The organism is Paeniroseomonas aquatica (assembly GCF_030409335.1).
In the GTDB taxonomy this organism is placed as follows: domain Bacteria; phylum Pseudomonadota; class Alphaproteobacteria; order Acetobacterales; family Acetobacteraceae; genus Belnapia; species Belnapia aquatica.
Genome location: NZ_JAUFPN010000027.1, coordinates 1 through 24,483, shown reverse-complemented (window position 1 = coordinate 24,483; position 24,483 = coordinate 1). Strand labels below are relative to the sequence as shown.

Sequence of the window (24,483 nt, the reverse complement as noted above, 5' to 3'; positions counted from 1 at the left end):
TGACCCTGCCGCAGCCTCGGCCCGGCATCTAGCAGGAAACGGGCCAGGGCGGGCCCCGGCGGCCCGGCCCTTTGGCTCAGCCGGTCACCGCGTCGATGTAGTCCTGGTTCACCGCCTGGTAGTTCTCGCCCCACCAGGCGCCGTCGATGACGACCTGCTGCTTCGCGTTCTCCGGGTCGGTCGGGTTGAAGCGGCGCAGCTCGGCCGGCACCAGCGCGGCGGCGCGGGGGTTGGTCGGGCCGTTGCCGAGCAGGCCGAGCAGGCCGACCTGCGGCTCCGGCTTCGCCAGCATGCTGGCGAGCAGCCGCTGCGCCATCTCCCCGCCCGGGTTGCCCTTCGGGATGACGAAGATGCCGGGCTGCAGGATGGCCTGGTTCCAGAGGAACTTGAACCGGCCGTTGGATTCCTTCTCCAGCACCGTGGCGCGGGTGTGCCAGATCTGGCCCATCACCGCCTCGCCGGTGCGCATCAGCTGCTCCGACTCGCTGCCGTTGGTCCACATCACCAGGTTGCGCCGCAGCTCCAGCACCCGCTTCAGCGCGGCGCGGGTATCGACCGGGTAGAGCGCGGCCGGGTCGCGCCCCATGGACATCAGCGCGGCTTCCAGCGTGCAGGTCGCGTCCCGCCGCAGCAGCCGCGTGCCGGGGAATTTGCGGGTGTCCCAGAAATCCGCCCAGGAGGTCGGGCCGGTCGGGAATTTGGCGCTGTCGTAGACCAGCACGCTGCTGAAGGAATAGGGCGCGGCGCCGTATTCCAGGGCGAAGCCGGGGCCGATGACGTTGCCGCGGTCGACGATGGAGTAGTCGATCTTGGTCGCCAGCCCGAGCTTGCCCAGCAGGTTGGCGCCGCTGGCCGAGCTGTCGCAGAGGTCCCAGGTGGTGCGGCCGCTCTCGACCATGCTGCGGATGCGCCCCGTCGCCGGGCCGGTGCTGTCCTGCGCCACCTTCCAGCCCGGCGTCTCCGCCAGGAAGGGGGCGCCGTAGAATTTGCCGAAGCCCTCGTTGGCCAGGCCGCCCCAGTTGACCATGACCAATTGGCGCTCGGCCTGCGCCGCCGCCTCGCTCCCCGCGGCGATGGCGCCGAGCGCGGCGAGGCCCCGGAGCAGGGTACGACGGCTGGTATGACCACGGCGGTACTGGCGGAGCGCCAGTGCGACGCAGTCCTGCTGGAAACTCTGCATGGGCATTGCCCCTCTTGCGGCGTTGAGCCGTCGGCGTGAACCTCACCCGGACCGATCAAAGCGCATTCGGCGCCGGCCGGGGAGCCCTCCATTCGATGTCCGACCATTTGTTCGCCCCCGGTTTCAAGACCAGCCCCTGGTGGTGGGAGGCGGCCGAGCCGCCGCGGCGCGACGCCGCGCTGCCCGACCGCGCGGCCGTGGTCGTGGTCGGCGGCGGCTATGCCGGGCTCTCGGCGGCGCTGACCCTGCGCCGGCTGGGCCGGGAGGTGGTGGTGCTGGATGCCGAGCGGATCGGCTGGGGCGCCTCCTCGCGCAACGGCGGCATGGTCTCGGGCGGGCTGAAGGTGGCGGGCAGCGGGCTTGAGCGGGCGCATGGGGTGGAACGGGGCAAGGCGATCGCCCAGGCGGCGGCGGCCAGCCTGCCCTTCATCGAGGAGACCATCGCCCGCGAGCGGATCGACTGCGACTACATCCGCTGCGGCCGCTTCGCCGCCGCCTGGTCGCCCGGCCACTACCGCGCGATGGCGGCCAAGGCGGCGATGCTGGCCGAACTCACGGGGCTGCCGACCAGCATGCTGCCGCGCGAACGCCAGCGCGAGGCGCTGGGCAGCGACCACTACCACGGCGGGATGCTGGCGGCGGCGACCGGCAGCCTGCATCCGGGCAAGTACGCGCGCGGGCTGGCCGCGGCCGCCGAGCGCGCCGGGGCGCGGCTGGTGGATGGCGTGCGGGTGCAGAAGATCCGCGAGGAGACGGGGGGCTTCCGCATCGCCACCGACAAGGGCGAGATCCGCGCCGATGCGGTGCTGGTCACCACCAACGGCTATTCGCTCGATGCGCGCGGCACCGCCAGCCCCTGGCTGGCGCGGCGGCTGGTGCCGCTCAACAGCTACATCATCGCCACCGAGGAGCTGGGCGAGGCGACGATCGAGCGGCTCTTCCCGGGGCGGCGGATGATCTCCGACAGCAAGCGGGTGCTGAACTACTTCCGCCCGAGCCCGGACGGGAAGCGCATATTGTGGGGCGGCCGCGCCAGCTTCCGCGCGGCGACGGCCGAGGCCACGGCGGCGGCGCTGCACGGCTACATGACCGCCTGCTTCCCCGAGCTGGCGAAGGTGCGGATCACCCATGCCTGGACCGGGAACGTCGCCTTCACCTTCGACTCCCTGCCGCATATTGGGGTGCAGGACGGCATCCACTACGCCGCGGGCTGCCAGGGCAGCGGCGTGGCCATGGCCACCTGGCTCGGGCACAATGTGGCGATGAAGCTGGCCGGGGCGGCGAACGACCGTTTCGCCCTCGACGGCCTGCCCTTCCCAACCCGGCCCTTCTATGCCGGCAACCCGGCCTGGGTGCTGCCGCTGATCGGCGGCTGGTACCGGCTGCGCGACCGGATCGACCGCATGGCGGCCTGACCGGGCCGCCGCCCCCGGCGCCGCAACCCCCTTTGCGGCACAGCGGTTTCCGCCTAGGTAGCCCCCCATGCCCCGCTGGCCGGGGAACAAGGGAGGCCAACCATGGCGGATCGGGTTGAGGTTGCAGGGCTGGGCGTGGCGCGCGAATTGCGCGACTTCCTGGACCATGAGGCGCTGCCGGGCACCGGCGTGACGCCGGAGCGGTTCTGGGGCTCCTACGCCGCCATCCTGCGCGACCTCGCCCCGCGCAACGCCGCGCTGCTGGCCAAGCGTGACGCGTTGCAGGCGAAGATCGATGCCTGGCACCTCGCGCATCCGGCGAAGCCGGTGGATGCCGCCGCCTATACCGCCATGCTGCGGGAGATCGGCTACCTCGTGCCGGAAGGCCCGGCCTTCCAGGTCGGCACCACCAACGTCGATGCCGAGTTCGGCCATGTCGCCGGGCCGCAGCTGGTCGTGCCCGTCTCCAATGCCCGCTATGCGCTGAATGCCGCCAATGCCCGCTGGGGCAGCCTGTACGATGCGCTCTATGGCACCGACGCGATTTCCGATGCGGATGGCGCGGCCCGCGGCCGCGGTTTCAACCCGGCGCGCGGCAGGAAGGTCATCGAATTCGCCCGGGCCCGGCTGGACGGCATTGCCCCGCTGGCCGGTGGCGCCTCCCATGCCAAGGCGAAATTCTACGCCATCGTCGCCGGCGCCCTGGCCGTCACCCTGCAGGACGGCACCACCGTGGGCCTGGCGCGGCCCGGCCAGTGCATCGGCTACCAGGGCGAGCCCTCGGCGCCGAGCCTGCTGCTGTTCGCCCACAACGGGTTGCATGCCGAGCTGGTGATCGACCGTGACCACCCGATCGGCAAGGACGACCCGGCCGGCATCGCCGACCTGGTGCTCGAGAGCGCCGTCACCACCATCGTCGACTTCGAGGACAGCGTCGCCGCCATCGATGCCACGGACAAGGTCGAGGTCTACCGCAACTGGCTCGGCCTGATGAACGGCACCCTGGAAGCCAGCTTCGAGAAGGGCGGCCGGACCCTCGTCCGCAAGCTGAACCCGGACCGCAGCTACCTGCAGCCCTCGGGCGGCGCCATCACCCTGCATGGCCGCTCGGTCATGCTGGTGCGCAACGTCGGCCACCACATGATGACCGACGTGGTGACGCTGGATGGCCCAAAGGGACCTGAACAGACGCCGGAGACCATCCTCGATGCGATGTGCTCGGTGGCCATCGCGCTGCACGACCTGCGGGTGAAGAAGCTGAACAGCCGCGCCGGCAGCGTCTATATCGTCAAGCCGAAGATGCATGGGCCGGAGGAAGTGGCCTGGGCGAACGAGCTGTTCGGCCGGGTCGAGGATGCCTTCGGCCTGCCGCGCGCGACGCTCAAGATGGGCATCATGGACGAGGAACGCCGCACCACGGTGAACCTGGCCGAGTGCATCCGCGCCGCGCGCGACCGCGTCGCCTTCATCAACACCGGCTTCCTCGACCGCACCGGCGACGAGATCCATACCGCGATGGCGGCCGGCGCGGTGCTGCGCAAGGGCGACATGCGGGGCGCGGCCTGGATCAAGGCCTACGAGGACTGGAACGTCGACGTCGGGCTGATGTGCGGCCTGCGCGGCCGGGCGCAGATCGGCAAGGGCATGTGGGCGGCGCCCGACGCCATGGCCGACATGCTGGTGCAGAAGGTCGGGCACCCGAAGGCCGGCGCCAATACCGCCTGGGTCCCCTCCCCGACGGCCGCGACGCTGCATGCGCTGCACTACCACGAGATCGATGTCGCCGCCCGGCAGGAGGAGATCGTCCGGGGCGGCCGCCGCGCGAAGCTCGAGGATATCCTCACCATCCCGCTGGCGACCGACACCAACTGGCCGGCCGATGCGGTGCAGGCCGAGCTCGACAACAACGCCCAGGGCATCCTCGGCTACGTCGTGCGCTGGATCGACCAGGGCGTCGGCTGCTCCAAGGTGCCGGACATCAACAACGTCGGGCTGATGGAGGACCGGGCCACGCTGCGCATCTCCGCCCAGCACATCGCCAACTGGCTGAAGCACGGCATCACCACCGAGGCGCAGGTGATGGAGACGCTGAAGCGCATGGCGAAGGTGGTCGACGGCCAGAACGCCGGCGACCCGCTCTACACGCCGATGGCGCCCGGCTTCGACGGCGTCGCCTTCAAGGCGGCCTGCGACCTGGTCTTCCAGGGCGCGGCGCAGCCCAACGGCTATACCGAGTTCGTCCTGACCGAGCGGCGGCGCGAGGCCAAGGCGGCCTGAGGCGGCACCCGGGCCGACGGCGGCGCCGCGGTGGGCGGCGATGGGATCGTGCCCGATCCCGCGCCCGATGCCGCGCTGCTGCCGGTCCGCGTCAGCCTCCGCCTCGACCTGGCCTCCGGCGCCCGGGTGGGGCCGGGCAAGATCGCCCTGCTCGAGGCCATCGGCCGGACCGGCTCCATCGCCGGCGCCGCCCGGGCGCTCGACATGTCCTACCCCCGCGCCTGGAAGCTGGTGGAGGCGCTGGATGCCGCCCTCGGCGTCGCCGTGGTCACCCGGGCGCCCGGCGGGCAGCGGGGCGGCGGCGCCGCGCTGACCGCGGCGGGCCATGCGCTGATCGCCCGCTACCGCGCGGTGGAGGCCGCCGCCCAGCACCACGCCGGGCCGGCGCCCGCCGCCGGGCGGCGCTAGGCTGGTCGCCCGGAGCAAAGTTCGATCCGATGGAGGCCTAGCCGGCCGCCTCCAGGCTCTGCCGCAGCCAGGCGAGGAAGGCGGCCGCGGCCGGGGCGGCGGCGCGGTCCGAGGTCGGCACCGCCGCCAGCCCCTCGGGGAAGTCGACGAAGCTGCAGGGCGCCTCCAGCCGGCCGGCAGCGAGCTCCTCCCGGACCAGCCGGCGCTCGACCAGGGCGACGCCGAGGCCGGCCAGGGCCGCCTCAATGCAGAGGTGGGTATGCGGGAAGCTCAGCTCGCGCCCCGCCTCGACGCCGAGGCCGGCGCCGGCCTGCCAGAGCTCCCAGGCGCGGGTGGTATGCTCATGGGTGATGCGCACCGGCAGCCGCAGCCGGGTGGCGGCGACCTCCAGCCCGTAGCCCGGCGGGCAGACCGGGCCGAAGGCGACCGGCCCGAGCGGGATCGCCCGCGCCCGCTCCGCGGCCGGGAAGCCGCTGCGGTCCCAGGCGATCACCAGGTCGGCGCCCTCGTGCCGCAGCTCCCGCGCCGTGGTCATGGACAGCCGCAGCCGCACCTCCGGCTGCGCCCGGTAGAAGGCCGGCAGCCGCGGCACCAGCCAGCGCATGGCGAAGGTCGCGCTGCAGGCGACATGCACCGCCGGGCCGCGGGCTTCGTCCCGCAGCTGCATCCAGCCCTGCGCCAGCCCGTCGAGCGCGCGCGCCACCACCGCGCGCAGCGCCTCGCCCCGGGCATTGAGGCGGAGGCCGGTGCCGGCCTTGTCGAACAGCGGCACGCCCGCCTCCTGCTGCAGGGCGCGGAGCTGCCGGCTGACCGCGCCATGGGTGCGGCCCAGCTCCGCCGCGGCCCGGGTCACCGAGCCCAGCCGGGCGGTGGCCTCGAAGGCCCGGAGGGACGAGAGCGGGGGAAGCGGTCGGCGCATGCGGCTCCTCGGTGAGGAATACTCACCGATCGGCCAGCGCAAGTCGATGGCGCCCGCCCGGGTGCCGGGGCTATCGCCGGGGCCTGCGCCACCGGAGGTCACCCGCATGAGCATCATCCGAAGCATCGCCGAGCTCGAGGCCCGCTACGGCGGCCCCGGCGCGGTGGCACCGGCCTCCACCGCCAAGGTGGCCGACCACGTGACCCCGGAGTACCGCCGCTTCATCGAGGCGGCGCCCTTCCTCGCCCTGGCGACGGTGGGGCCGGAGGGGCTGGACTGCTCCCCGCGCGGCGACCGGCCGGGCTTCGTCCGGGTGGCCGACCCGCGGCGGCTGCTGCTGCCGGACCGCCGCGGCAACAACCGGGTGGACAGCCTGCGCAACATCGTGCGGGACCCGCGGGTCGGGCTGCTGTTCCTCATCCCCGGCATCGGCAACACGATGCGGGTCAATGGCCGGGCGGTGCTGGAGACGGCGCCGGCGCTGCTCGACTCCTTCGCCGTCGGCGGCCAGGCGCCGCGCTGCGTCCTGATGGTGACGGTGGAGGAGGTCTATTTCCAGTGCGCCCGCGCCCTGATCCGCTCGGGGCTGTGGCAGGCGGAAAGCCACGTCGACCCCGCCACCCTGCCGACGCCCGGGCAGATCCTGGCGGCGATGAGCCAGGGCGAGGTGGGCGGCGAGGCCTATGACCGCAGCTGGGCCGCGCGGGCCCGGCAGAGCCTGTGGTAGCCGCCGCCGGCCCGGCTGGACGCCGGCCGGGGGCCTCGTTATATCCAGCGGGATATAACGCTGCGGGAGCGCCCTGATGCATCGCCGTCACCTGCTGGCCGGCGGCACCCTGCTCGCCCGCCCGGCCCGGCCGCGGGCCGAGGAAGCCCGGCCGCTCACCGTCTTCGCCGCCGCCTCGCTGCAGGATGCGCTGCGGGCGCTGGAGCCGGCCTGGCGCGCTGCTGCCCCCGGTGGCGCCCCCGGTGGTGCCCCCGATGGCAGCCCGCCGCTGCGCTTCTCCTTCGCCGCCTCCTCGGCGCTCGCCCGGCAGATCGAGCAGGGGGCGCCGGCGGACCTGTTCATGAGCGCCGACGAGCCCTGGATGGACTACCTGGCGGAGCGGAAGCTGATCGTCCCGGAAAGCCGCATCAGCCCGCTGGGCAATGCGCTGGTGCTGGTGGCGCCGGCCAGCCCGCCGCAGCCGGCGCTGGCCCTCGGCCGCGGCACCGACCTCGCCGCGCTGCTCGGCCGGGGCCGGCTGGCGACCGGCGACCCGGCGCATGTCCCGGCCGGGCGCTATGCCCAGGCGGCGCTGGAATGGATGGGGCAGTGGCAGGCGATCGGCCCCCGGCTCGCCCGCGCCGACAACGTCCGCTCCGCCCTGCTGCTGGTCGAGCGTGGCGAGGCGCCGCTCGGCATCGTCTATGCGACCGACGCCAGGGCCAGCCGCGGCGTGCAGGTGCTCGGCACCTTCCCGGCCGAGAGCCACCCGCCGGTCACCTATCCCTTCGCCGTCACCCGCCGGGCCGAGGCGTCTCCGCAGGCGCGGGCGGCGCTGGCCTTCCTCGCCGGCCCGGCCGCGGCCGCCGCCTGGCAGGGCTTCGGCTTCAGCCTGCGGGCGCCCTGAGCGACGGGCTTGCTCCGCCGGACCCATGGCCGCAGTCTGGCCGCCAGGCCAGGGACAGGCGGGGGACGCGGGCGATGATGCAGCGGAGAGCCATGCTGGGATGGGGCCTCGCGGCGGTGGCCGGCGGCGCCCGGGCCGAGGCGCCGGCCTATCCGCGCCAGCAGGTGCGCATCGTCGCCCCCTTCGGCGCCGGCGGCTCGAGCGACCTCATCGCCCGGCTCATCGGCCGGCAGCTGCAGGCCGCGACCGGCAAGCCCTTCGCGGTCGAGAACCTGCCGGGCGGCAACGGCACGGTCGGCGTGCTGGCGGTGCTGAACGCGCCGGCGGATGGCCATACCCTGCTGCTCGGCACAACGACGACGCTTTCGGCCAGCCCCTTCCTGCTGAAGAACCCGCCCTTCGATCCCGGCCGCGACGTCTCGGTGGTCTGCGCCTTCGGGCAATCGGCGGGGTGCCTGATGGTGCCCGCCGACAGCCCGCATCGCAGCGTCGCGGCGCTGGCCGCCCATATCCGGGCCAACCCGGGCCAGCTCAATTCCGGCTGGTTCAACGGCTCGTCGCGCATCCCGGCGGCGCTGTTCAAGCAGCTCGGCGGGCTCGACTTCGAGGAGGTCTCCTACAAGGGCTTCTCGACCGCCATGGCCGACCTCCGCACCGGCCGCATCCACTTCGTCTTCCTCGACATGGTGGCGGCCGATGCGCAGCTCCGCTCGGGCGCCTTCCGGGCGCTGGCGGTGACGACGCCGAAGCGGGTCCCATCCCTGCCCGAGGTCCCCGCCATGAACGAGAGCTACGAGGGGTTCGAGACCGGCGGCTTCTGGGGCTTCGCGGTGCGCGCCGGCACGCAGCTGCCGCTGCAGCGCGCGCTCAACCAGCTGGCGACGGCGGCGGTGCAGGCGCCGGAGGTCCTGGCGACGCTGCGCGACATGGTGGTGGAGCCGATGGCCATGGACCTCGAGCAGACCGCCGCCTATGCCGAGGGCGAGCGGGTGAAATGGGGCGGCATCATCCGCCGCGCCGGGATCGAGCCGGAGTAGCGGCCAGCCCCCGGCGACCAGGCCTATCCGCCGCCGTCGCCGCCCCCGCCGCCATCGCCGCCACCATCGCCGCGCAGCTCGACCTGCCGCCGCCTGCGCTCCCGCTCACGCATCCTCTCGGCCCGCAGGAGCGCCTGGTTGTTGACGTCCGGCACCGTGCGGGGCCGCGGCACCGGCGCGCCCGCCGGCAGGGTGACAGCGAACCAGATGATCGCGCCCGCGACCGCGAGCAGCAGGCCGACGACGAGCCACATGCAGGCATCCTCCGAAGCAGCGAAGGATGCTAGCGCCGCCGCCGCCGCGGCCACCAGCAAAAGCGCCTTGCCGCCGGCCGCAGGGTCAGGCGGCGAGGAAGTCGAGCGCGGTCAGCGCCTGCACCCGGGCGACCTGCACCAGCTCCTCGATGAGGGCGTATTCGTCGGCGGCGCCCATGGCATTGGGCGTCGGGCCGTAGACGATGGTCGGCAGCCCGGCCATGCGGAACAGCCGGGCATCCGAGCCGCCGACCCGCATGTTGACCGCGCAGGGCGCGCCCAGCACCTCGGCCGCCGCGGCGGCGGCGCGGCGGACGATCTCGTGGCCGGGGTCGGTGAAGCTCGACTCGAAGCGGCGGAGGATGCGGTGGCTGACGCCCTTGATCGGCGCGAGAGCGGCGGCGAGCGCGGCCTCGGCGGTGGCGCAGGAGATGCCGATGGGCAGGCGGATATCGGCGCCGGCGCGGGCGCTGGCCGGCATCAGGTTGAGCGAGGTGCCGCCCTCGATCCGGCCGATGTTGACGGTGACGTTCGAGAGGGTTTCCGACTCGCCGGCGCCGGAGAGGGGTTCCGAGATCGGCTTCGCGGCGGCGATGGCGGCGGTGACGGCGGGGGGGGATTCAGGGCGCAGCGCCCGCAGGCCGCGGACGGCGTCGAGCGCGGCGCAGAGGCGGTCCACCGCATTGATGCCGAGGTGCACATGGGCGCCGTGGCTGGCGCGGCCCACGGCCTCCACCTCGATCCAGAGGAAGCCCTTCTCGCCGAAGCGAAGCACGCGGGGGCTGCCGGCGTCGCCGATGATGACGGCATCGCCGACCGCGTGCGGGATATTCTCGAGCAGCCATTGGGTGCCGAGCGGGCCCATGGATTCCTCGTCGCCGGCCAGCGTCAGCACCGCCTCGCCGCGCCACAGCGCGGGGTGCTCGGCGAGCAGCGCCAGGGCGGTGATGGAGGCGGCGATGCCGCCCTTCATGTCGGTGGCGCCGCGGCCATAGAGCCGCCCGTCGCGCACCAGCCCGCCGAGCGGCGGCACGGTCCAGCCCAGCGCCTCGTTCACCGGGTAGGTGTCGAGGTGGCCGTTGAGGATGATGCGCCGGCCCGGCGCATTGCCATGGACGCGGGCGACCAGGTTGGTGACCGTGTCGGAGGTCGCGTGCAGCGTCACCTCGGCGGTGGGGATCATCGCGCGGATCAGCGCCGCGGCGGCCTCGGCGCAGGCGCTGGTGTCCCCCGGCGGGTTGGGCGACGGGACGGCGATCAGCGCCTGGGCGGCGGCGACGAGGCGGTCGCGGCAGGCGGCGGCCTGGGCGGCGAAGTGCGTGCGGGTCATGCCGCGACGCTACCGGCAAGCGTGGCGGCCGTCGCCTCCGCCGCGGCGATGCCGCTGGCCCAGGCGCCGCCGACGGTGCCGGCGTAGCGGGCATGGCAGGCCTCCCCGGCGAAGCGGAGGCGGCCATCGGCCAGCGCGGCCTCGGCCAGCAGCCTCCGGGCGCCGGCCTGGCCGACGCGGGCATAGGTATAGGCGCCGAGGAAGAGCGGGTTCTCGCCCCAGTCGGTGACCACGGCGGGTTCCGGGAAGGCGCGGGCGACAGTCTCGGCGCCGAAGAAGCGGGCGAGGTCGGCGCGGGCTGCGGCCTCCGCCGCGGCAGGGCCGCGGCGGGACAGGTCCCAGGCGGCCTCGCCGCCGATGAAGCCGATGGCCTGGTCGCGGCCGAAGGGGGCGATCATCCAGGACATCGGGCGGTCCGCCGGGCCCTGCACCTGGCGGCCGAGGCGGGCGAAGGGGGGCAGGCCCAGGGGCGATCCGGGGCCGCCGCCGCGGAGGGCGATCTTCGACAGCAGCGCCATGGGCAGGCCGGCGATGGCGGCCTCGACCGCGGGCGGCAGGCCGGGCTCGAAGGCGATGGTGCCGGCCGCCAGCACCCCGGTGGAGACGGTGACGATGGCGGCGCGGGCCTCGATGGCGCCGCCGGCGGTCTCCACCGTGATGATCCGGCCGGCGCGGATGCGGCGGACCGGGCTGGCGAGGCGGATCGGCAGGCCTTCGGCCAGTCGGGCGACCAGGGTGCCGAAGCCCTCGGCCAGCTGCGGGTTCTCGCCGTCGAGGCCGGTGTCGATGTAGTCGCGCAGGCTGTTCCGCTCCGGCTCGACGCCGCAGATGATGCTGCCGAGCCAGTGGGAGGCGGTGGCGGCCCAAGGGGAGCCACCATGGCCATCCCGCGGCACGGCGGCGGCGATGGGGATGTCGGGGCCGGGCTCGGCGGCGCGGGCCTCGGCGGCCGCTTCCCAGGCGTCGCAGGCGGCGTCGTGGGCGCGGCGTTCCTCGGCGGTGGCCCGGCGGTCGCCGATCAGCAGGATCTCGCGCTGGCGCCGCGGCCCGTCGAAGCGGGTGAAGCCCAGCGCCGCGGCCAGCGGGGTCATCGGGTTATGCTCGGCGACATGCACCCAGGAGGCGCCGTGGTCGAAGGGCGCGCCGAGGCTGTCGCTCTCGGTGAAGGCGCGGCCGCCGGGGCGTGCGCCGGCTTCCAGCACCAGGCAGGTGAGGCCGAGCTCGCCGCAGCGCCGGGCGGCGGCGATGCCCGCGGCCCCGGCGCCGATAATGGCGACGTCCAGCATCAGGCGGCCCGGAAGCGCGGCACCTCGCCCGGGTCCATCACCAGCCGGCCCTGGCGCTGCAGCCGGCGCAGATGCGCCAGGGTCTCGCCCACGGTGAAGCCGATCTGGCCCATCTCCCCGGCGGCGCGGGGAAACAGCACCTGCGCCGCCTCATAGGCGGTCAGGGGTTCGCGGCAGGCCTCGGCCAGGGTGTCGAGGCGCTCGGCATGGTGGGCGGCCAGGATCTCGAGCCGGCGGTGCAGGGTGCGGAAGGGCTCGCCGTGGCTGGGCAGGACCAGCGTATCCTCGGGCAGTCCGAGGAAGCGCTCGTTGCTGGCGAGGAAGTCGCCGAGCGGGTCGGCCTCGGGCTCGCCGGGATGCAGGCCGATATAGGGGGAGATGCGCGGCAGGATCTGATCGGCGGAGATCAGCACGCCGCGCTCGGCGCTGTAGAGCGTCGCCATGTCCGGCGAATGGCCGGCGCCGGTCATCACCCGCCATGCGCTGCCGCCGATGGTGACCGCGCGGCCATCCTTCAGCGCGTGAAAGCTGCGCGGGAGTTCTCCCACCGAGCGCTGGTACAGCGCGCCGCGGCCCTCGACGAAGGTGAGGTAGTCGGCCGGGCAGCCCGAGCGGGTGTAGTGGCCGATCTGCTGCGCCATCATGTCCGGCCCGCTGTCGTACCAGAGGGCGCGGGCCATCAGCCACTCGATCCGGGTCATCATCGGCAGGATGCCGAAGCGCTCGCAGAGCCAGCCGGTCAGGCCGATGTGGTCGGGGTGGAAGTGGGTGACCAGCAACGCGGTGAGCGGGCGGCCGCCCAGTTCCGGCCGGGCCAGCACCTCGTCCCAGAGGGCGCGGGTGGTGCGGCCGGCGATGGCGGTATCGACCGCGAGCCAGCCGCCGTCGTGCTCGAGGAACCAGATGTTCACATGGCCCGGGGCGAAGGGCAGCGGCATGCGGGCGCGCAGCAGGCCGGGCTGGATCTGGCGGATCTCGCCGGGTGGCGGGGCCTCGGGGGCCAGGGGACGCGGGATATAGGGCGGCGGCGGGGTCTGGTCCGGCATGGGGGAAGCTTAGGGCGGGGGTGAAGGGCTTGTCGATGCGCCCGGCCGGCATGGGGGCTATGCTGGGGTGGGACGCAAGGACACGCGCATGACCGGAACCATCCTGCTGTTCGGCACCGGCGCCTTCGCCGGGCGGATCGCCTGCGACATCGGCGCGACGGCACGGTCGCCGGTGACGGTGGTGATCGCCGGACGCAACGCGGCGCGGCGGGACTGGCTGGTGACGGCGGGGAATGCGCGGGCGGCGGTCTTCGGGACCCCTGCCCGCTTCCTCGGCGCGCCGTGCGACCTGCTGGAGCCGGGGGCGGCGGGGCCGGTGCTGGCGGCGCACCGGCCGGATGTAGTGGTGCAGGCGGCCTCGGTGCAGACCTCCGCCGTGATCGCCGCCGGGGATGGCTGGGCGCGGCTGGTGGCGGAGGGCGGGCTGAGCGCGACGGCGGTGTTCCAGGCGCTGCTCTCGGTGCGGGTGGCGCAGGCGATGCGGCGGGAGTGCCCGGATGCGGCTTTCGTGAACTGCTGCTTCCCCGATGTGGTGAACGGGATGATCGCGGCGCTGGGGCTGCCGGTCGCCTGCGGGGTCGGGAATATCGGCATCCTGTCGGGGGCCTTCGCCGGGCTGCTGGGGGTGCCCGTCGCGGTGCTGGCTCATTACCAGACCATCGGCGCCTTCCGCCGGCCGGCCGGGGCGCGGGCCGGGTTGCCGCTGCCGCGGGTCTGGCTGGAGGGGGCGGAGGTGGCGGATGTCGCGGCGCGCTTCGCCGCGGTGACGCTGACGGCGGCGCCGGCGATCGAGATCTCGGGCGCGGCCGGGGTGCCGATGCTGGTCGCCATGGCGACGGGCGGCGCGGCGCGCGGCCATGCGCCGGGGCCGCTAGGGCTGCCGGGCGGCTATCCGGTGCGCTGGGACGGCGGCGCCCTGCATCTCGACCTGCCCCCGGGCCTGGACGAGGCGGAGGCCATTGCCTGGAACGCGAGCTTCGAAGCGGCGAACGGCCTGGTGGTCGGGCCGGATGGGCAGGTGCGCTACACCGGGCCGCTGCGGGAGAGGCTGCGGGCGCTGAGCCCGGCGCTGGCCGAGGGCTTCGCCATGCGCGACCTCGAGGAGGTGCACATCGCGATGGCGGCGCTGCGCGGACGGTTGCAGGCTTCCTGATGCCCCAGCTTCGGTGCCAGGATGCACCGATTGGCGCCACATCCCATCTGGCGCAAATCCTGCAAGACCGGTGGGACAGGAACGGGGATCGGGACCATGGATCGAAGGACTCTCCTGCGCGCCGGGGCGCTTGGCCTGGCGGCGCCGGCGTTCATCTCGCAGCGCAGCTTCTCGCAGGTCCGCGCCATCACCGTCGCCGATCCCGGCGGCCCCTTCGGCGAGGCCTATGGCAAGGCCTTCTACAAGCCCTTCGAGGCGGCGACCGGGGTGAAGGTGACCAATGTCGCCCGCCCGGCGGAGCCGACCGCGCAATTCCGCGCCATGGTGGAGACCAAGTCCTTCACCTGGGATGCCTCCATCCTGACCACCGCGGCGCGCGACATCCTGGCCAAGCAGAACCTGCTGGATCCGATCGGCTTCACCGCCGCCGATGTGCCCGGCATCATGCCGGAGGCGATTAGCCCGTTCTGGCTCGGCACCGATGTCTATGCCGCGGTGCTGGCGGTGCGGACCGACAAGCTGGGCGGGCCGGTGCCGGCCTCCTGGGCCGATATGTGGAACGTGGCCGGCTTCCCCGGGCGGCGGGCGCTGCGGCGGGACCCGATCGATACCTTGGAGGAGGCGCTGCTGGCCGATGGGGTGGCGAAGGAGGCGCTCTATCCGCTCGACCTCGACCGCGCCTTCCGCAGCCTCGACAAGATCAAGCCGCATATCGCGGCCTGGTGGACCGGCGGGGCGCAGGCGACGCAGATGCTGCAATCCGGCGAGGTGGCGATGATCCCGACCTGGAACGGCAGGGTGCAGCCGGTGATCGACAGCGGCGCGCCGGCGAAGATCATCTGGAACCAGGGCCTCTACGGCATCGAGGGCTGGGGCATCCCGCGCGGCTCGCCCAAGGCAGATACGGTGCGGCAGTTCATCCGCTTCTGCGCCGATCCGGCCCGGCAGGCGGCCTATACCGATACGCTGGCCTATGGCCCGACCAACCTGAAGGCCTATGAGAACATCCCCGAGGCACGGGCGAAGCTGCTGCCGACGCACCCCGACAACCTCGCGGTCATGCGGATCGCCGATGATGCCTGGTGGAGCGCCAATCGGGCGGCGGCCTCGGAGCGGTTCAACGCCTGGGTGCTCCGCTGAGCCAGGCGAAGCTGCGGATCGACGGCATAGCCAAGCGGTACGGGCCCGTCGTCGCGCTGGAGCCGGTCTCGCTGGAGGTGCGGACCGGCGAGTTGATGACCATCCTCGGGCCGTCGGGCTCGGGCAAGACCACGCTGCTGCAGGTGATCTGCGGGCTGGTGGAGCCGGACGGCGGGCGGCTGTTCATCGATGGGCATGACCGCACGGCGATGCCGGTGCATCAGCGGGACATCGGGCTGGTCTTCCAGAACTACGCGCTGTTTCCGCATCTGACCGTCGGGGAGAATATCGGCTTCCCGCTGAAGATGCGCGGGCGGCCGGCGGCGGAGGTGCGCGAGCGGGTGGCGGCGGCGCTGGCGATGGTCCAGCTCGGCCACCTCGCGGCGCGGTTTCCGCGGGAGCTCTCGGGCGGGCAGCAGCAGCGCGTGGCGCTGGCCCGCTGCTTCGTCTACCAGCCCGCGATCATCCTGATGGATGAGCCGCTCGGCGCGCTCGACCGGCAGCTGCGCGAGCATATGCAGATCGAGATCAAGAAGCTGCATCGCGAGACCGGCGCGACCATCGTTTATGTCACGCATGACCAGGAGGAGGCCTTAGCGCTCTCCGACCGGATCTGCCTGATGAACCATGCGCGGATCGAGCAGGTGGGCACGCCGCAGGAGATCTACGCGCATCCGCGGACCACCTTCACCGCGAGCTTCATCGGCACCTCGACCCTGCTGCGCGGCGTGGTGGAGGGGGATGCGCTGGTGACGCCGCTGGGGCGCTTCGCCCTGCCGGAAGGGCGGCTGGCCGGTGCGGCGGCGCTGGTGATCCGGCCGGAGCATCTGCGGCTGGGCGCGGGCGAGAATACCATCGAAGGCGTGGTCTCCGAGACGGTCTATGCCGGGGCGGAGACGCGGCTGCTGTTCGACCTGGCGGATGGCACGACGGCGGTGCTGCGGCTGCCAACCGGGATGGCGGCGCCGGAGATTGGCACGGCAGTGCAGGCGCATTGGGCGACCGATGCGGCCGTGCTGGTGCCGCTGTGAGGCGGCTCGGGCCGGCGCTCTATGCGCTTCCGGGGCTTGCCTTCCTGGCGGTCTTCTTCCTCTATCCGGTGGTGCAGCTGCTGGCGCTGAGCCTGCGCAACGAGGGCACCGGCGAGTTCACCCTGCAGCATTTCGAGCATGCGCTGGGGACCGAGGTCTATGTCCGGGTGCTCGGCATCACCTTCACCATCGCGCTGCAGACGACCTTGGGCGCGCTGCTGCTCGGCTATCCGCTGGCGCATTGGCTGGCGCGGCTGCCAGATGGGCGGCGGGGCTGGTTCGTCATGCTGGTGATGATCCCCTTCTGGACCAGCTACCTGGTGAAGACCTTCGCCTGGATGATCACCCTCGACCAGAACGGGGTGATGAACCGGCTGCTGCTGGGGGGCGGGATCATCGATGCGCCCTTGGAAGTGCTGCATGGGCGGATCGGCGTCATGATCGGCATGGTGCATGCGATGCTGCCGCTGGCGGTGCTGACCATGCTGCCTGTCATGATCGGGACAGATCGGCATTTGCCGCGGGCGGCGGGGACGCTCGGCGCGCCGCCGGGGCAGGTCTTCTGGCGGGTGCATTTCCACCTCTCGCTGCCCGGCGTGGCGGCGGCGGGGCTGCTGGTCTTCATCACATCGCTCGGCTTCTTCATCACCCCGGCGCTGCTGGGCGGGCCGAAGGATACCATGCTGGCGCAGCTCGTCATCTCCCAGGTCACGGAGATGATGAACTGGAGCTTCGCGGGCGCGCTGGCGGTGATGATGCTGGCGGCGGCGCTGGTGACGACCTGGGTCTATGACCGGCTGTTCGGGCTTTCGACCGTCTCCGGCCAGGCGAGCGGCGCGCCGCGGCGGGGGCAGGATGCGCTGCGGGCGGTGGGCATCGCCATCCTGTCCGGGCTGGCGGCGGTGCAGGTGGCGATCGGCGCGGTGATGCAGCGGCTGGTCGGGCGGCGGGTGCTGGGCTGGCTGCTGCCGGCGCATGCGGCGGTGGTGCTGCTGTTTCTCGGGGCGCCGACGCTGGTGGTGATCCCGATGGGCTTCACCGACAGCAACTTCCTCGGTTTTCCGCCACCCGGTTACAGCCTGCGTTGGTTCGCTGTGTATTTCGGCTCCGAGCTCTGGCTCGGCGCCACGGTGCGGTCATTCGTGGTGGCGTTTGGCACGGCCTGCCTCGCGGTGGTGCTGGGGGGCTTCGCGGCGCTGGCGCTGGCACGGTCCGAGAGCCGCTGGCGGGGGGCGATGTTCGCGCTGTTCCTGGCGCCGATGATCGTGCCGCGCATCGTGGTGGCGCTCGGGCTCTTCTACCTGTTCGCGCAGATGGGGCTGGTGGCGACGGAGGCGGGGCTGGTGCTCGGCCATACGGTGCTGGCCCTGCCCTTCACCTTCGTCACGGTGGCGGCGGTGCTGAAGGGCTACGATTGGCGGTTGGACCAGGCGGCGGCGACCCTGGGCGCGACGCGGGCGAAGGTGCTGCTGCAGATCACCATCCCGCTGCTGAAGGGCGGGCTGGTGGCGGCCTTCCTCTTCGCCTTCATCACCTCCTTCGATGACCTCACCGTGGCGCTCTTCGTCAGCGGCGGCGTCACCACCACCCTGCCGAAGCAGATGTGGGACGACATGATCCTGCAGCTCAACCCGACCCTGGCCGCCGTCTCCGTCGTGGTCTTCGTGCTGGTGACGGCGCTGCTGGTGACGGCGGAGCGGTTCAGGAAGCCCGCCGGCTAGGCGGCGTAGGCGGGCTCCTCCTCGTCGAGGATCCCGCGGATCGCCGCGAGGAAGTGCAGCGCATTCTCGTGCCTTGTGGAGAAGTGGGCGAGCTTTGCCGCCGTCGCCTCCGGGATCAGCCGCAGCGGCCGGCCGGTGGACATGGCGAGGACCTGCACCTGGCAGGCGCGCTCGAGGTAGTAGAGGTCGTCGAAGGCATCGGCGATGCTCTCCCCGGCGACGACGACGCCATGGTTGCCGAGGAAGAGCACGCGCTTGTCGCCCATCATGCGGGACATGCGGGTGCCCTCGTCCATGTCCGAAGCGAAGCCGTTGAAGGCGTCGTCATAGGCGACCAGCCCGTGAAAGCGCCCGGCATTCTGGTGGCACATCTCGAGCCGCCCGCCTTCGATGCAGGTGAGCGCCGTGGCATGGGGCATGTGGGTGTGGAGGATGACCTTGTGGCCGGTCATCTTATGCATCGGCACGTGGATATTGGTGCCGGTGGTGGCGGGACGCCCCTCCCCCTCGATGGTATTGCCGCGGTCGTCGATCACCAGCAGCTCGCTCGCCCGCGCCTTGGCCCAATGCATGCGGTGGGCGTTGATGAGGAAGCGGTCGGGCGCCAGCATGACCGAGAAGTGGTTGCAGACGCCTTCATGGAAGCCGAGCCGGGCGGCCCAGCGCAGGGCGGCCGAGAGGTCGACGCGGGATTCCTGCCACTCGGCCCGGTTGTTGCCTGCCATCGGAAGGGTCATCGCCATGCCTCCATGCCGGGCAAAGCCTGTCAGCGGGCCTGCTTGCGGTCAAGCAAGCTGCTTCCCGCGCGGGCGCGGCGGGGGCATAGTTCGGCGGTGACAGAAGGCGGCCCGCCATGACGAATACCCGGCCCCAGATGAAGCTCGGCCTCTCCATCGCCAGCGCCGGCTACCACTATTCCGCCTGGCGGCTGCCGGGGGTCTCGGCGCTGAGCGGCATGGACATCAACCATCACATGCGCGGCGCGGCCATCGCCGAGCGCGGCAAGATGGACTTCGTCTTCATGGCCGACTGGGCCTCGGTGATGAACGTCACCGACACGCGCATCGCCCGGGACAAGGAACATGCCCAGGTCAAGCTGGACCCGGTGCTGGCCTGCGCCGCCGTCGCCGCGGTGACGACGCATGTGGGCCTGGTGCCGACGGCCTCCACCACCTACAACCACCCGTATAATTTCGCCCGGCGCATGGCCAGTATCGACCATATCAGCCGCGGCCGTATGGGCTGGAACATGGTGACCAGCACCAACATCGACGAGGCCATGAACTTCGGCCTCGACGGGCCGATCGGCAGCGATATCAGGCATTCCCGCGCCGCGGAATTCGTGGACGTCCTGCGCGGGCTCTGGGACAGCTGGGACGACGACGCCTTCATCAGGGACAAGGCGAGCGGGCAGTATTTCGACCGCGAGAAATTCCACTGGCTGGACCACGCCGGGGAGCATTTCAAGGTGCGTGGGCCGCTCGACACCGCGCGGCCGCCGCAGGGCTGGCTGCCGATCATCACCGCCGGGGCCTCGTCCAATGCGCAGGATCTGGCGGCGCGGGCGGCGGACATCTGCTACGGCGGGCAGCCGAGCTTCGAGATGGCGCGGCGCTACTATGCCTCGGTCAAGGGCCGGCTCGGCAGGTTCGGCCGCACCGAGGCCGACCTGCTGATGATGCCGGGCATCATGTGCTACGTGGGCGAGACGCAGCGCGAGGCGCAGGCCAAGTTCGACGCGATCCAGGATGTGATGAACATCGAGGTCGGCATCGGCCAGCTCATCCTGAACCACTTCCCCGACCTGAGCGGCTATCCGCTGGATGAGCCGGTGCCGGAGCTGATGATGCGGACCGACAATCTCGGCTCCGCCCGGCTGGCGGGGCGGGAGCCGGAGATGACCATCGCGCTGATGGACCGGGCGCGGGAGGAGAAGCTGACCTTGCGCCAGCTCTTCGACGTGGCGATGTGCGGCTTCTGGAGCCTCGGCGTCATCGGCACGCCGAAGAGCATCGCCGACATGATGGAGCGCTGGTTCCACGAGGGCGCCGCCGATGGCTTCATGGTGCAGCCGCCCTATATGCCGGGGGCGGCGGAGGATTTCGTCGATCTGGTGATCCCGGAGCTGCAGCGGCGGGGGCTGTACCGACGAGAGTACGAGGCGACGACGCTCCGCGGCCACCTCGGCATCGGCCGGCCGGCAGGGCGCTACCAGGGAGCGGTCGCATGAGCCGGGGGATGATGGGCCTCGGGCTCTCGATCGCCAATCTCGGCTATCATTATGCGGCCTGGCGGCATCCCGACATGCCGGCCGGCGGCAACATGGATTTCCGCCACTATGTTCATTGCGCGAAGCTGGCCGAGCAGGGCGGCTTCGATGCGATCTTCCTCGCCGACAGCGCCGCGGTGCGCGACCTCGACAACCCCGCCATTGCCCGGGAGATGGAGCACCAGATCGTCAAGCATGAGCCGGTGGCGCTGCTGGCGGCGCTGAGCGCGGTGACGAAGCATGTCGGGCTCGTGCCCACCGTCTCCACCACCTACAATGACCCGTTCAACCTGACGCGCTGGCTCACCTCGCTGGACCACATGAGCGGCGGACGGGCGGGGGCCAATCTCGTCACCGGCTTCTCCATCGACGAGGCGCGGAATTTCGGCCTCGATGCGGTGCTGGGCTCCGACCACCGGCATGAGCGCGCGATCGAATTCGTCGACGTCATGAAGGGCCTCGAGGACAGTTGGGACGACGACGCCTTCCCGCGCGACAAGGCGACGGGGCAGTTCTGGGACCGGGCGAAGCTGCATTACCTCAACCATGTGGGGAAGCACTTCAAGATCCGCGGGCCGCTCGACGTGGCGCGGCCGCCGCAGGGGCATCTGCCGATCTTCACCGCGGGGGACAGCGAGAATGCGATGGAATTCTCCGCCCGCTGCAGCGACGTGGTCTATGGCGGGCAGCCAGATATCGAGGGCGCCCGGGCCTACTACGCCGCGATCAAGGGGCGGCTGGCGAAATACGGCCGCACGCCAGACCAGGTCAAGATGATGCCGGGCATCATGCCCTTCGTCGGCCGCACCAGGCAGGAAGCGCAGGACAAGTTCGATAGGATGCAGGCGCTCATCGAGCCGAAGCTCGGCCTCGGCCTGCTGGCGGTGAACAACTTCCCCGACTACCGCGGCCATGACATCGACGGGCCGGTGCCCGACATCGCCGCGGCGCCGGGGCAGAAGAGCTTCTTCTCCAGCCCGCTGATGGAGAGGATGCGGCGCGAGGGGATGACCATCCGCCAGCTGTACGAGGCGGTCTCGGGCGGCTTCTGGCACCTCGGGGTGGTCGGCACCCCGGCCATGGTCGCCGACGTGATGGAGGAATGGTTCACCACCGGCGCGGCCGATGGCTTCAACATCCAGGGCCCCTGCATCCCGGTCGATACTGCGGATTTCGTCGAGCTGGTCATCCCGGAACTGCAGCGGCGCGGGCTGCGCCCGGCCGGCTACGATGGCAGCACCCTCCGCACCCGCCTCGGCCTGCCGCCGGCGCCGAGCCGATATGCGGCCTGACTGAGCCAGCGCAAACTGCGGAGCCCCGATCCGTGCTGATATCCCGGCAAAGGGAGGGACGGCGGCATGCGTATCGCGCTGATGAGCGACATCCACGGCAACCGCCAGGCCTTCGAGGCCTGCCTGGCCCATGCCGAGGGCTTGGCACCCGACCGCTATGCCATCCTCGGCGATCTGGTCGGCTATGGCGCCGATCCGGACTGGGTGGTGGACCGGGTGCGGGAGATGGTGGGCCGGGGCGCCATCGCCCTGCTCGGCAACCACGACGAGGCGGTGCTGGCCGGCCAGGGCGACCTGAACGCGGCGGCCACCGTCGCGATGCTCTGGACCCGGCAGCGGCTGGGCGCACCGGCGCTCGACTTCCTCGGCGCCCTGCCGCTGGCGGTGGAGGAGGAGGACCGGCTCTATGTCCATGCCGAGGCCTCGGCGCCGCAGCGCTGGCACTACGTGCTGGACGCGGATGATGCCCGGCGCAGCCTGGAGGCGACCGACCAGCGGCTGACCTTCTGCGGCCATACCCATATCCCCCGCCTCTTCGGCATCACCGCCGCCGAGAAGCTGATGGCCTTCCACCCGGTCTCCGCCGTGCCGGTGCCGCTGCGGCGGCCGCGGCGCTGGCTGGCGGTGCTGGGGGCGGTGGGGCAGCCGCGGGACGGCAATCCGGCCGCCTGCTACGCCGTCTTCGATACCGAAAGCCAGGAGCTGGCCTGGCACCGGGTGCCCTATGACGTGGCGGGCGCGGCGGCGGCCATCCTGGCGGCCGGGCTGCCGGAGATGCTGGCGACCCGGCTCTACGGCGGCCACTGACCATGGTCCGCCCGCGGCTCGCGCCGGCCACCACCATCGACGGCTTCACCCTGGAGACGGTGGTGCACCACGGCAGCATGGCGCTGCTCTGGTCGGTGACCCATCCCGACCATCCCGGCCCGCTGCTGATGAAGCTGCCGCGGCTCTTCGAGGGCGAGGACCCGGCGACCATCGTCAGCTTCGAGATGGAGCAGATGATCCTGCCCCGGCTCAGCGGCCCGCACGTGCCGCGCTGCATCGCCATCGGCGACTTCACCCGCCAGCCCTACATCGTCATGGAGCGGGTGCCCGGCGCCTCCCTGTACGGCCGGCTGGAGGCGCTGCCGCGGCCGATCGAGGAGGTGGTCGAGACCGGCATCGCCGTGGCGACGGCGCTCGATGCCGTGCATCGCCAGCATGTGGTGCACCTCGACCTCAAGCCCTCCAACGTCATCCTGCGGCCGGACGGCGTGGCGGTGCTGGTCGATTTCGGCCTGTCCCGGCACGACCAGCTGCCCGACCTGATGGAGGAGGAATTCCGCCTGCCCTACGGCACCGCGCCCTACATGGCGCCGGAGCAGGTGATGCGGATCCGCGACGAACCCGCCAGCGACCTCTTCGCGCTGGGCGCCATGCTGGCCTTCTTCACCACCGGCGTGCGGCCCTTCGGCGACCCGCAGCGGCTGGCCAACCTCAGGCGCCGGCTGTGGCGGGACCCGGTGCCGCCGCGGGCGCTGCGGCCGGACTGCCCGCCCTGGCTGCAGGAGGTCATCCTGCGCTGCCTCGAGGTGGAGCCCCGCAGCCGCTACGCCAGCGCGGCGCAGCTCGCCTTCGCCCTGCGGCATCCCGAGCAGGTGCCGCTGACGGCGCGGGCGGCGAAGCTGCGGCGGGACGGCTGGGCGGCGGTGCTGCGCCGGCGCTTCAACCCGGCCTGGCAGCCGCAGCTACGCCGGCCGAGCCTCGCCGGCGCCCTGGCGGCGGCGCCGATCATCGCCGTCGCCATCGATCTGACGGACCAGCCGCCGGCCCTGGCCGAGGCGCTGCGCGCCACCGTCGGCCATGTCCTGGCGACGGTGCCGGGGGCCCGGCTCGCCTGCCTCAACGTGCTGCGGCAGAACCGCATCGCGCCCGACCAGAGCCTCGACCCGGAGGGGCACAACAAGCACCTGCAGCGGCTGGCGGAGCTGCGGCATTGGGCGGCGCCGCTCGGCCTGGCGGAGGCCCGGGTGACCTTCCACGTGCTGGAGGCGGTGAGCCCGGCCGATGCGCTGCTCGACTACCTCCGGCAGAATCCGGTGGACCACGTGGTGCTCGGCGCCCGGACCGGCAGCCTGCGGCGGAAGCTGCTCGGCAGCGTCTCCGGCGAGGTGGCGGAGAAGGCGCCCTGCACGGTGACGGTGGTGCGCCCCGGCCAGCGCGGCGTGCCGGCCGAGCCCCCGCCGCCCCGGCACCCGGCGTAGCGCCGGACCTGGCGCCCGCTGGGCCTCAGCAGGCGCCGGGGCCGGGCAGGATGCGCTGGCTGCGGCCGCCGGCGATGAAGCAGCCGCCCGCCACCTGGCCCGGCTGCGGCCTGCCGCCGGGCGCGACCAGCGTGCCGGCGCCGCTCGGCAGGTCGTCGACGAACTGCCCGAGGTAGCGGCTGCCGCTGCGGTAGGTCTCGCTGCCGGTGCCGTTGCGCCGGTCGTGGCGCCACTCGCCCTCGTACACCCCGCCCGACCACTGCATGGTGCCGCGGCCGCTGCGCTGGTCGTCGCGCCAAGCGCCCTCGTAGCGGTCGCCGCCCGGATAGGTCTGGACGCCCTCGCCGTGGCGGCGGTCGTGGCGCCACTGCCCTTCATAGACCCCGGCGGCATCCTGCTGGCGGCCCTCGCCCGAGCGCTGCCCGGCGACCCACTGGCCGTCGTACCGCGCCCCGCGCGGCCAGGACCGCGAGCCCTGGCCGTCCGGCAGGAGGTCGCGCAGCTCGCCCTGGTAGAGGCTGGCATCGCCGTAGCGGATGCTGCCGGCGCTGGCCTGGCCTGCGCTGAACTCGGCCTCGAGGAAGCCGCCGCCGGCCAGGGCGACGGTGGCGGGCCCTTCCGCCCGGCCCTCGGCGAAGCGGCCCTGGGTGACGCTGACCACCGCCTCGCCCTGGCGCCGCAGCAGCTCGCCCATGCCATGGGCCAGGCCGTTGCGGCAGGGGCCGGACCACTCGACCGCCTCGTCCGGCGCCAGGCCCGGCACCCAGGCCTGGCAGCGGGAGCGCGCATCGGCGACCAGGCCGGCCGCGGCCTTCGGAGCCGGCCGGGGGGCGGCGCGGGGCGCCGGCGGCCGCGGCAGCCGCGGC

At 72.6% G+C, this 24,483-nt stretch carries 22 protein-coding genes; 14 read left to right on the top strand and 8 right to left on the bottom strand.

Going from position 1 to position 24,483, the window contains the following annotated elements:
• Window positions 1-76: 76 nt before the first annotated feature.
• Complete coding sequence (locus tag QWZ14_RS03005) at window positions 77-1,180, bottom strand: extracellular solute-binding protein (RefSeq protein ID WP_290315085.1); 1,104 nt, start codon at window positions 1,178-1,180, stop codon at window positions 77-79.
• Window positions 1,181-1,275: 95 nt separating this feature from the next.
• On the opposite strand from QWZ14_RS03005, the gene QWZ14_RS03000 reads away from it, so the two are divergent.
• From QWZ14_RS03000 to QWZ14_RS02990, 3 genes are all read left to right on the top strand, one after another.
• Window positions 1,276-2,595, top strand: coding sequence for an NAD(P)/FAD-dependent oxidoreductase (locus tag QWZ14_RS03000; RefSeq protein WP_290315084.1), 1,320 nt, complete (start codon window positions 1,276-1,278; stop codon window positions 2,593-2,595).
• A 102-nt stretch (window positions 2,596-2,697) separates the two neighbouring features.
• The gene (locus QWZ14_RS02995) at window positions 2,698-4,872 is read left to right on the top strand and encodes a malate synthase G (protein WP_290315083.1); all 2,175 of its coding nucleotides are present in this window, start codon (window positions 2,698-2,700) and stop codon (window positions 4,870-4,872) included.
• Between the two features lie 48 nt (window positions 4,873-4,920).
• Window positions 4,921-5,280: a winged helix-turn-helix domain-containing protein gene (locus QWZ14_RS02990; protein ID WP_290315082.1), complete on the top strand. Its 360-nt coding sequence runs from the start codon at window positions 4,921-4,923 to the stop codon at window positions 5,278-5,280.
• Window positions 5,281-5,317: 37 nt separating this feature from the next.
• Here QWZ14_RS02990 and QWZ14_RS02985 read toward each other — a convergent pair whose 3' ends face one another.
• The gene (locus QWZ14_RS02985; RefSeq protein ID WP_290315081.1) at window positions 5,318-6,199 is read right to left on the bottom strand and encodes a LysR substrate-binding domain-containing protein; all 882 of its coding nucleotides are present in this window, start codon (window positions 6,197-6,199) and stop codon (window positions 5,318-5,320) included.
• Window positions 6,200-6,305: 106 nt separating this feature from the next.
• Between QWZ14_RS02985 and QWZ14_RS02980 the strand changes: the two genes are divergently transcribed.
• The 3 genes from QWZ14_RS02980 (at window position 6,306) to QWZ14_RS02970 (ending at window position 8,849) form a co-directional block, all read left to right on the top strand.
• Window positions 6,306-6,926, top strand: a complete 621-nt coding sequence (locus tag QWZ14_RS02980) for a pyridoxamine 5'-phosphate oxidase family protein (protein WP_290315080.1) — start codon at window positions 6,306-6,308, stop codon at window positions 6,924-6,926.
• Between the two features lie 76 nt (window positions 6,927-7,002).
• A complete protein-coding gene (modA, locus tag QWZ14_RS02975; RefSeq protein ID WP_290315079.1) occupies window positions 7,003-7,812 on the top strand; it encodes a molybdate ABC transporter substrate-binding protein in 810 nt (269 codons plus the stop codon).
• A 74-nt stretch (window positions 7,813-7,886) separates the two neighbouring features.
• Window positions 7,887-8,849, top strand: a complete 963-nt coding sequence (locus QWZ14_RS02970; protein WP_290315078.1) for a Bug family tripartite tricarboxylate transporter substrate binding protein — start codon at window positions 7,887-7,889, stop codon at window positions 8,847-8,849.
• A 23-nt stretch (window positions 8,850-8,872) separates the two neighbouring features.
• On the opposite strand, the gene QWZ14_RS02965 is transcribed toward QWZ14_RS02970, so the two are convergent.
• The 4 genes from QWZ14_RS02965 to QWZ14_RS02950 all read right to left on the bottom strand — a co-directional run bounded on the left by QWZ14_RS02965 (window position 8,873) and on the right by QWZ14_RS02950 (window position 12,765).
• Complete coding sequence (locus QWZ14_RS02965) at window positions 8,873-9,103, bottom strand: hypothetical protein (protein WP_290315077.1); 231 nt, start codon at window positions 9,101-9,103, stop codon at window positions 8,873-8,875.
• Window positions 9,104-9,188: 85 nt separating this feature from the next.
• Window positions 9,189-10,433: a M20/M25/M40 family metallo-hydrolase gene (locus QWZ14_RS02960; protein ID WP_290315076.1), complete on the bottom strand. Its 1,245-nt coding sequence runs from the start codon at window positions 10,431-10,433 to the stop codon at window positions 9,189-9,191.
• The gene (locus tag QWZ14_RS02955; RefSeq protein ID WP_290315075.1) at window positions 10,430-11,719 is read right to left on the bottom strand and encodes a flavin monoamine oxidase family protein; all 1,290 of its coding nucleotides are present in this window, start codon (window positions 11,717-11,719) and stop codon (window positions 10,430-10,432) included. The genes QWZ14_RS02960 and QWZ14_RS02955 overlap by 4 nt, the downstream gene beginning before the upstream one ends.
• Window positions 11,719-12,765 (bottom strand): MBL fold metallo-hydrolase, encoded by a 1,047-nt coding sequence (locus tag QWZ14_RS02950; protein WP_290315074.1) that lies wholly within the window; start codon window positions 12,763-12,765, stop codon window positions 11,719-11,721. The genes QWZ14_RS02955 and QWZ14_RS02950 overlap by 1 nt, the downstream gene beginning before the upstream one ends.
• Before the next feature lie 88 nt (window positions 12,766-12,853).
• Here QWZ14_RS02950 and QWZ14_RS02945 point away from each other — a divergent pair, with 88 nt between their 5' ends.
• The 4 genes from QWZ14_RS02945 (at window position 12,854) to QWZ14_RS02930 (ending at window position 17,810) form a co-directional block, all read left to right on the top strand.
• Window positions 12,854-13,918: a hypothetical protein gene (locus QWZ14_RS02945; RefSeq protein ID WP_290315073.1), complete on the top strand. Its 1,065-nt coding sequence runs from the start codon at window positions 12,854-12,856 to the stop codon at window positions 13,916-13,918.
• Window positions 13,919-14,014: 96 nt separating this feature from the next.
• Complete coding sequence (locus QWZ14_RS02940; protein WP_290315072.1) at window positions 14,015-15,058, top strand: ABC transporter substrate-binding protein; 1,044 nt, start codon at window positions 14,015-14,017, stop codon at window positions 15,056-15,058.
• Window positions 15,001-16,089: an ABC transporter ATP-binding protein gene (locus QWZ14_RS02935; RefSeq protein WP_290315071.1), complete on the top strand. Its 1,089-nt coding sequence runs from the start codon at window positions 15,001-15,003 to the stop codon at window positions 16,087-16,089. Before QWZ14_RS02940 ends, QWZ14_RS02935 begins: the two co-directional genes overlap by 58 nt.
• Entirely contained in the window at window positions 16,086-17,810 is a 1,725-nt protein-coding gene (locus QWZ14_RS02930; protein ID WP_290315070.1) for an ABC transporter permease subunit, read from the top strand. The genes QWZ14_RS02935 and QWZ14_RS02930 overlap by 4 nt, the downstream gene beginning before the upstream one ends.
• Here the strand turns inward: QWZ14_RS02930 and QWZ14_RS02925 are convergent.
• Window positions 17,807-18,547 carry an aldolase gene (locus QWZ14_RS02925; protein WP_290315069.1) on the bottom strand — a complete coding sequence of 247 codons (741 nt, stop codon included), beginning with the start codon at window positions 18,545-18,547 and terminating at the stop codon, window positions 17,807-17,809. The genes QWZ14_RS02930 and QWZ14_RS02925 overlap by 4 nt on opposite strands.
• A gap of 116 nt (window positions 18,548-18,663) precedes the next feature.
• On the opposite strand from QWZ14_RS02925, the gene QWZ14_RS02920 reads away from it, so the two are divergent.
• From QWZ14_RS02920 to QWZ14_RS02905, 4 genes are all read left to right on the top strand, one after another.
• A complete protein-coding gene (locus QWZ14_RS02920; protein WP_290315068.1) occupies window positions 18,664-20,040 on the top strand; it encodes an NtaA/DmoA family FMN-dependent monooxygenase in 1,377 nt (458 codons plus the stop codon).
• A complete protein-coding gene (locus QWZ14_RS02915) occupies window positions 20,037-21,371 on the top strand; it encodes an LLM class flavin-dependent oxidoreductase (RefSeq protein ID WP_290315067.1) in 1,335 nt (444 codons plus the stop codon). Before QWZ14_RS02920 ends, QWZ14_RS02915 begins: the two co-directional genes overlap by 4 nt.
• Window positions 21,372-21,437: 66 nt before the next feature.
• Window positions 21,438-22,178: a metallophosphoesterase family protein gene (locus tag QWZ14_RS02910; RefSeq protein ID WP_290315066.1), complete on the top strand. Its 741-nt coding sequence runs from the start codon at window positions 21,438-21,440 to the stop codon at window positions 22,176-22,178.
• Between the two features lie 2 nt (window positions 22,179-22,180).
• Entirely contained in the window at window positions 22,181-23,617 is a 1,437-nt protein-coding gene (locus QWZ14_RS02905; RefSeq protein WP_290315065.1) for a serine/threonine protein kinase, read from the top strand.
• 25 nt (window positions 23,618-23,642) lie between these two features.
• Here QWZ14_RS02905 and QWZ14_RS02900 read toward each other — a convergent pair.
• Window positions 23,643-24,483, bottom strand: an 841-nt coding sequence (locus QWZ14_RS02900; RefSeq protein WP_408903615.1) for an MORN repeat-containing protein, incomplete at its 5' end; no start/stop codon positions are given.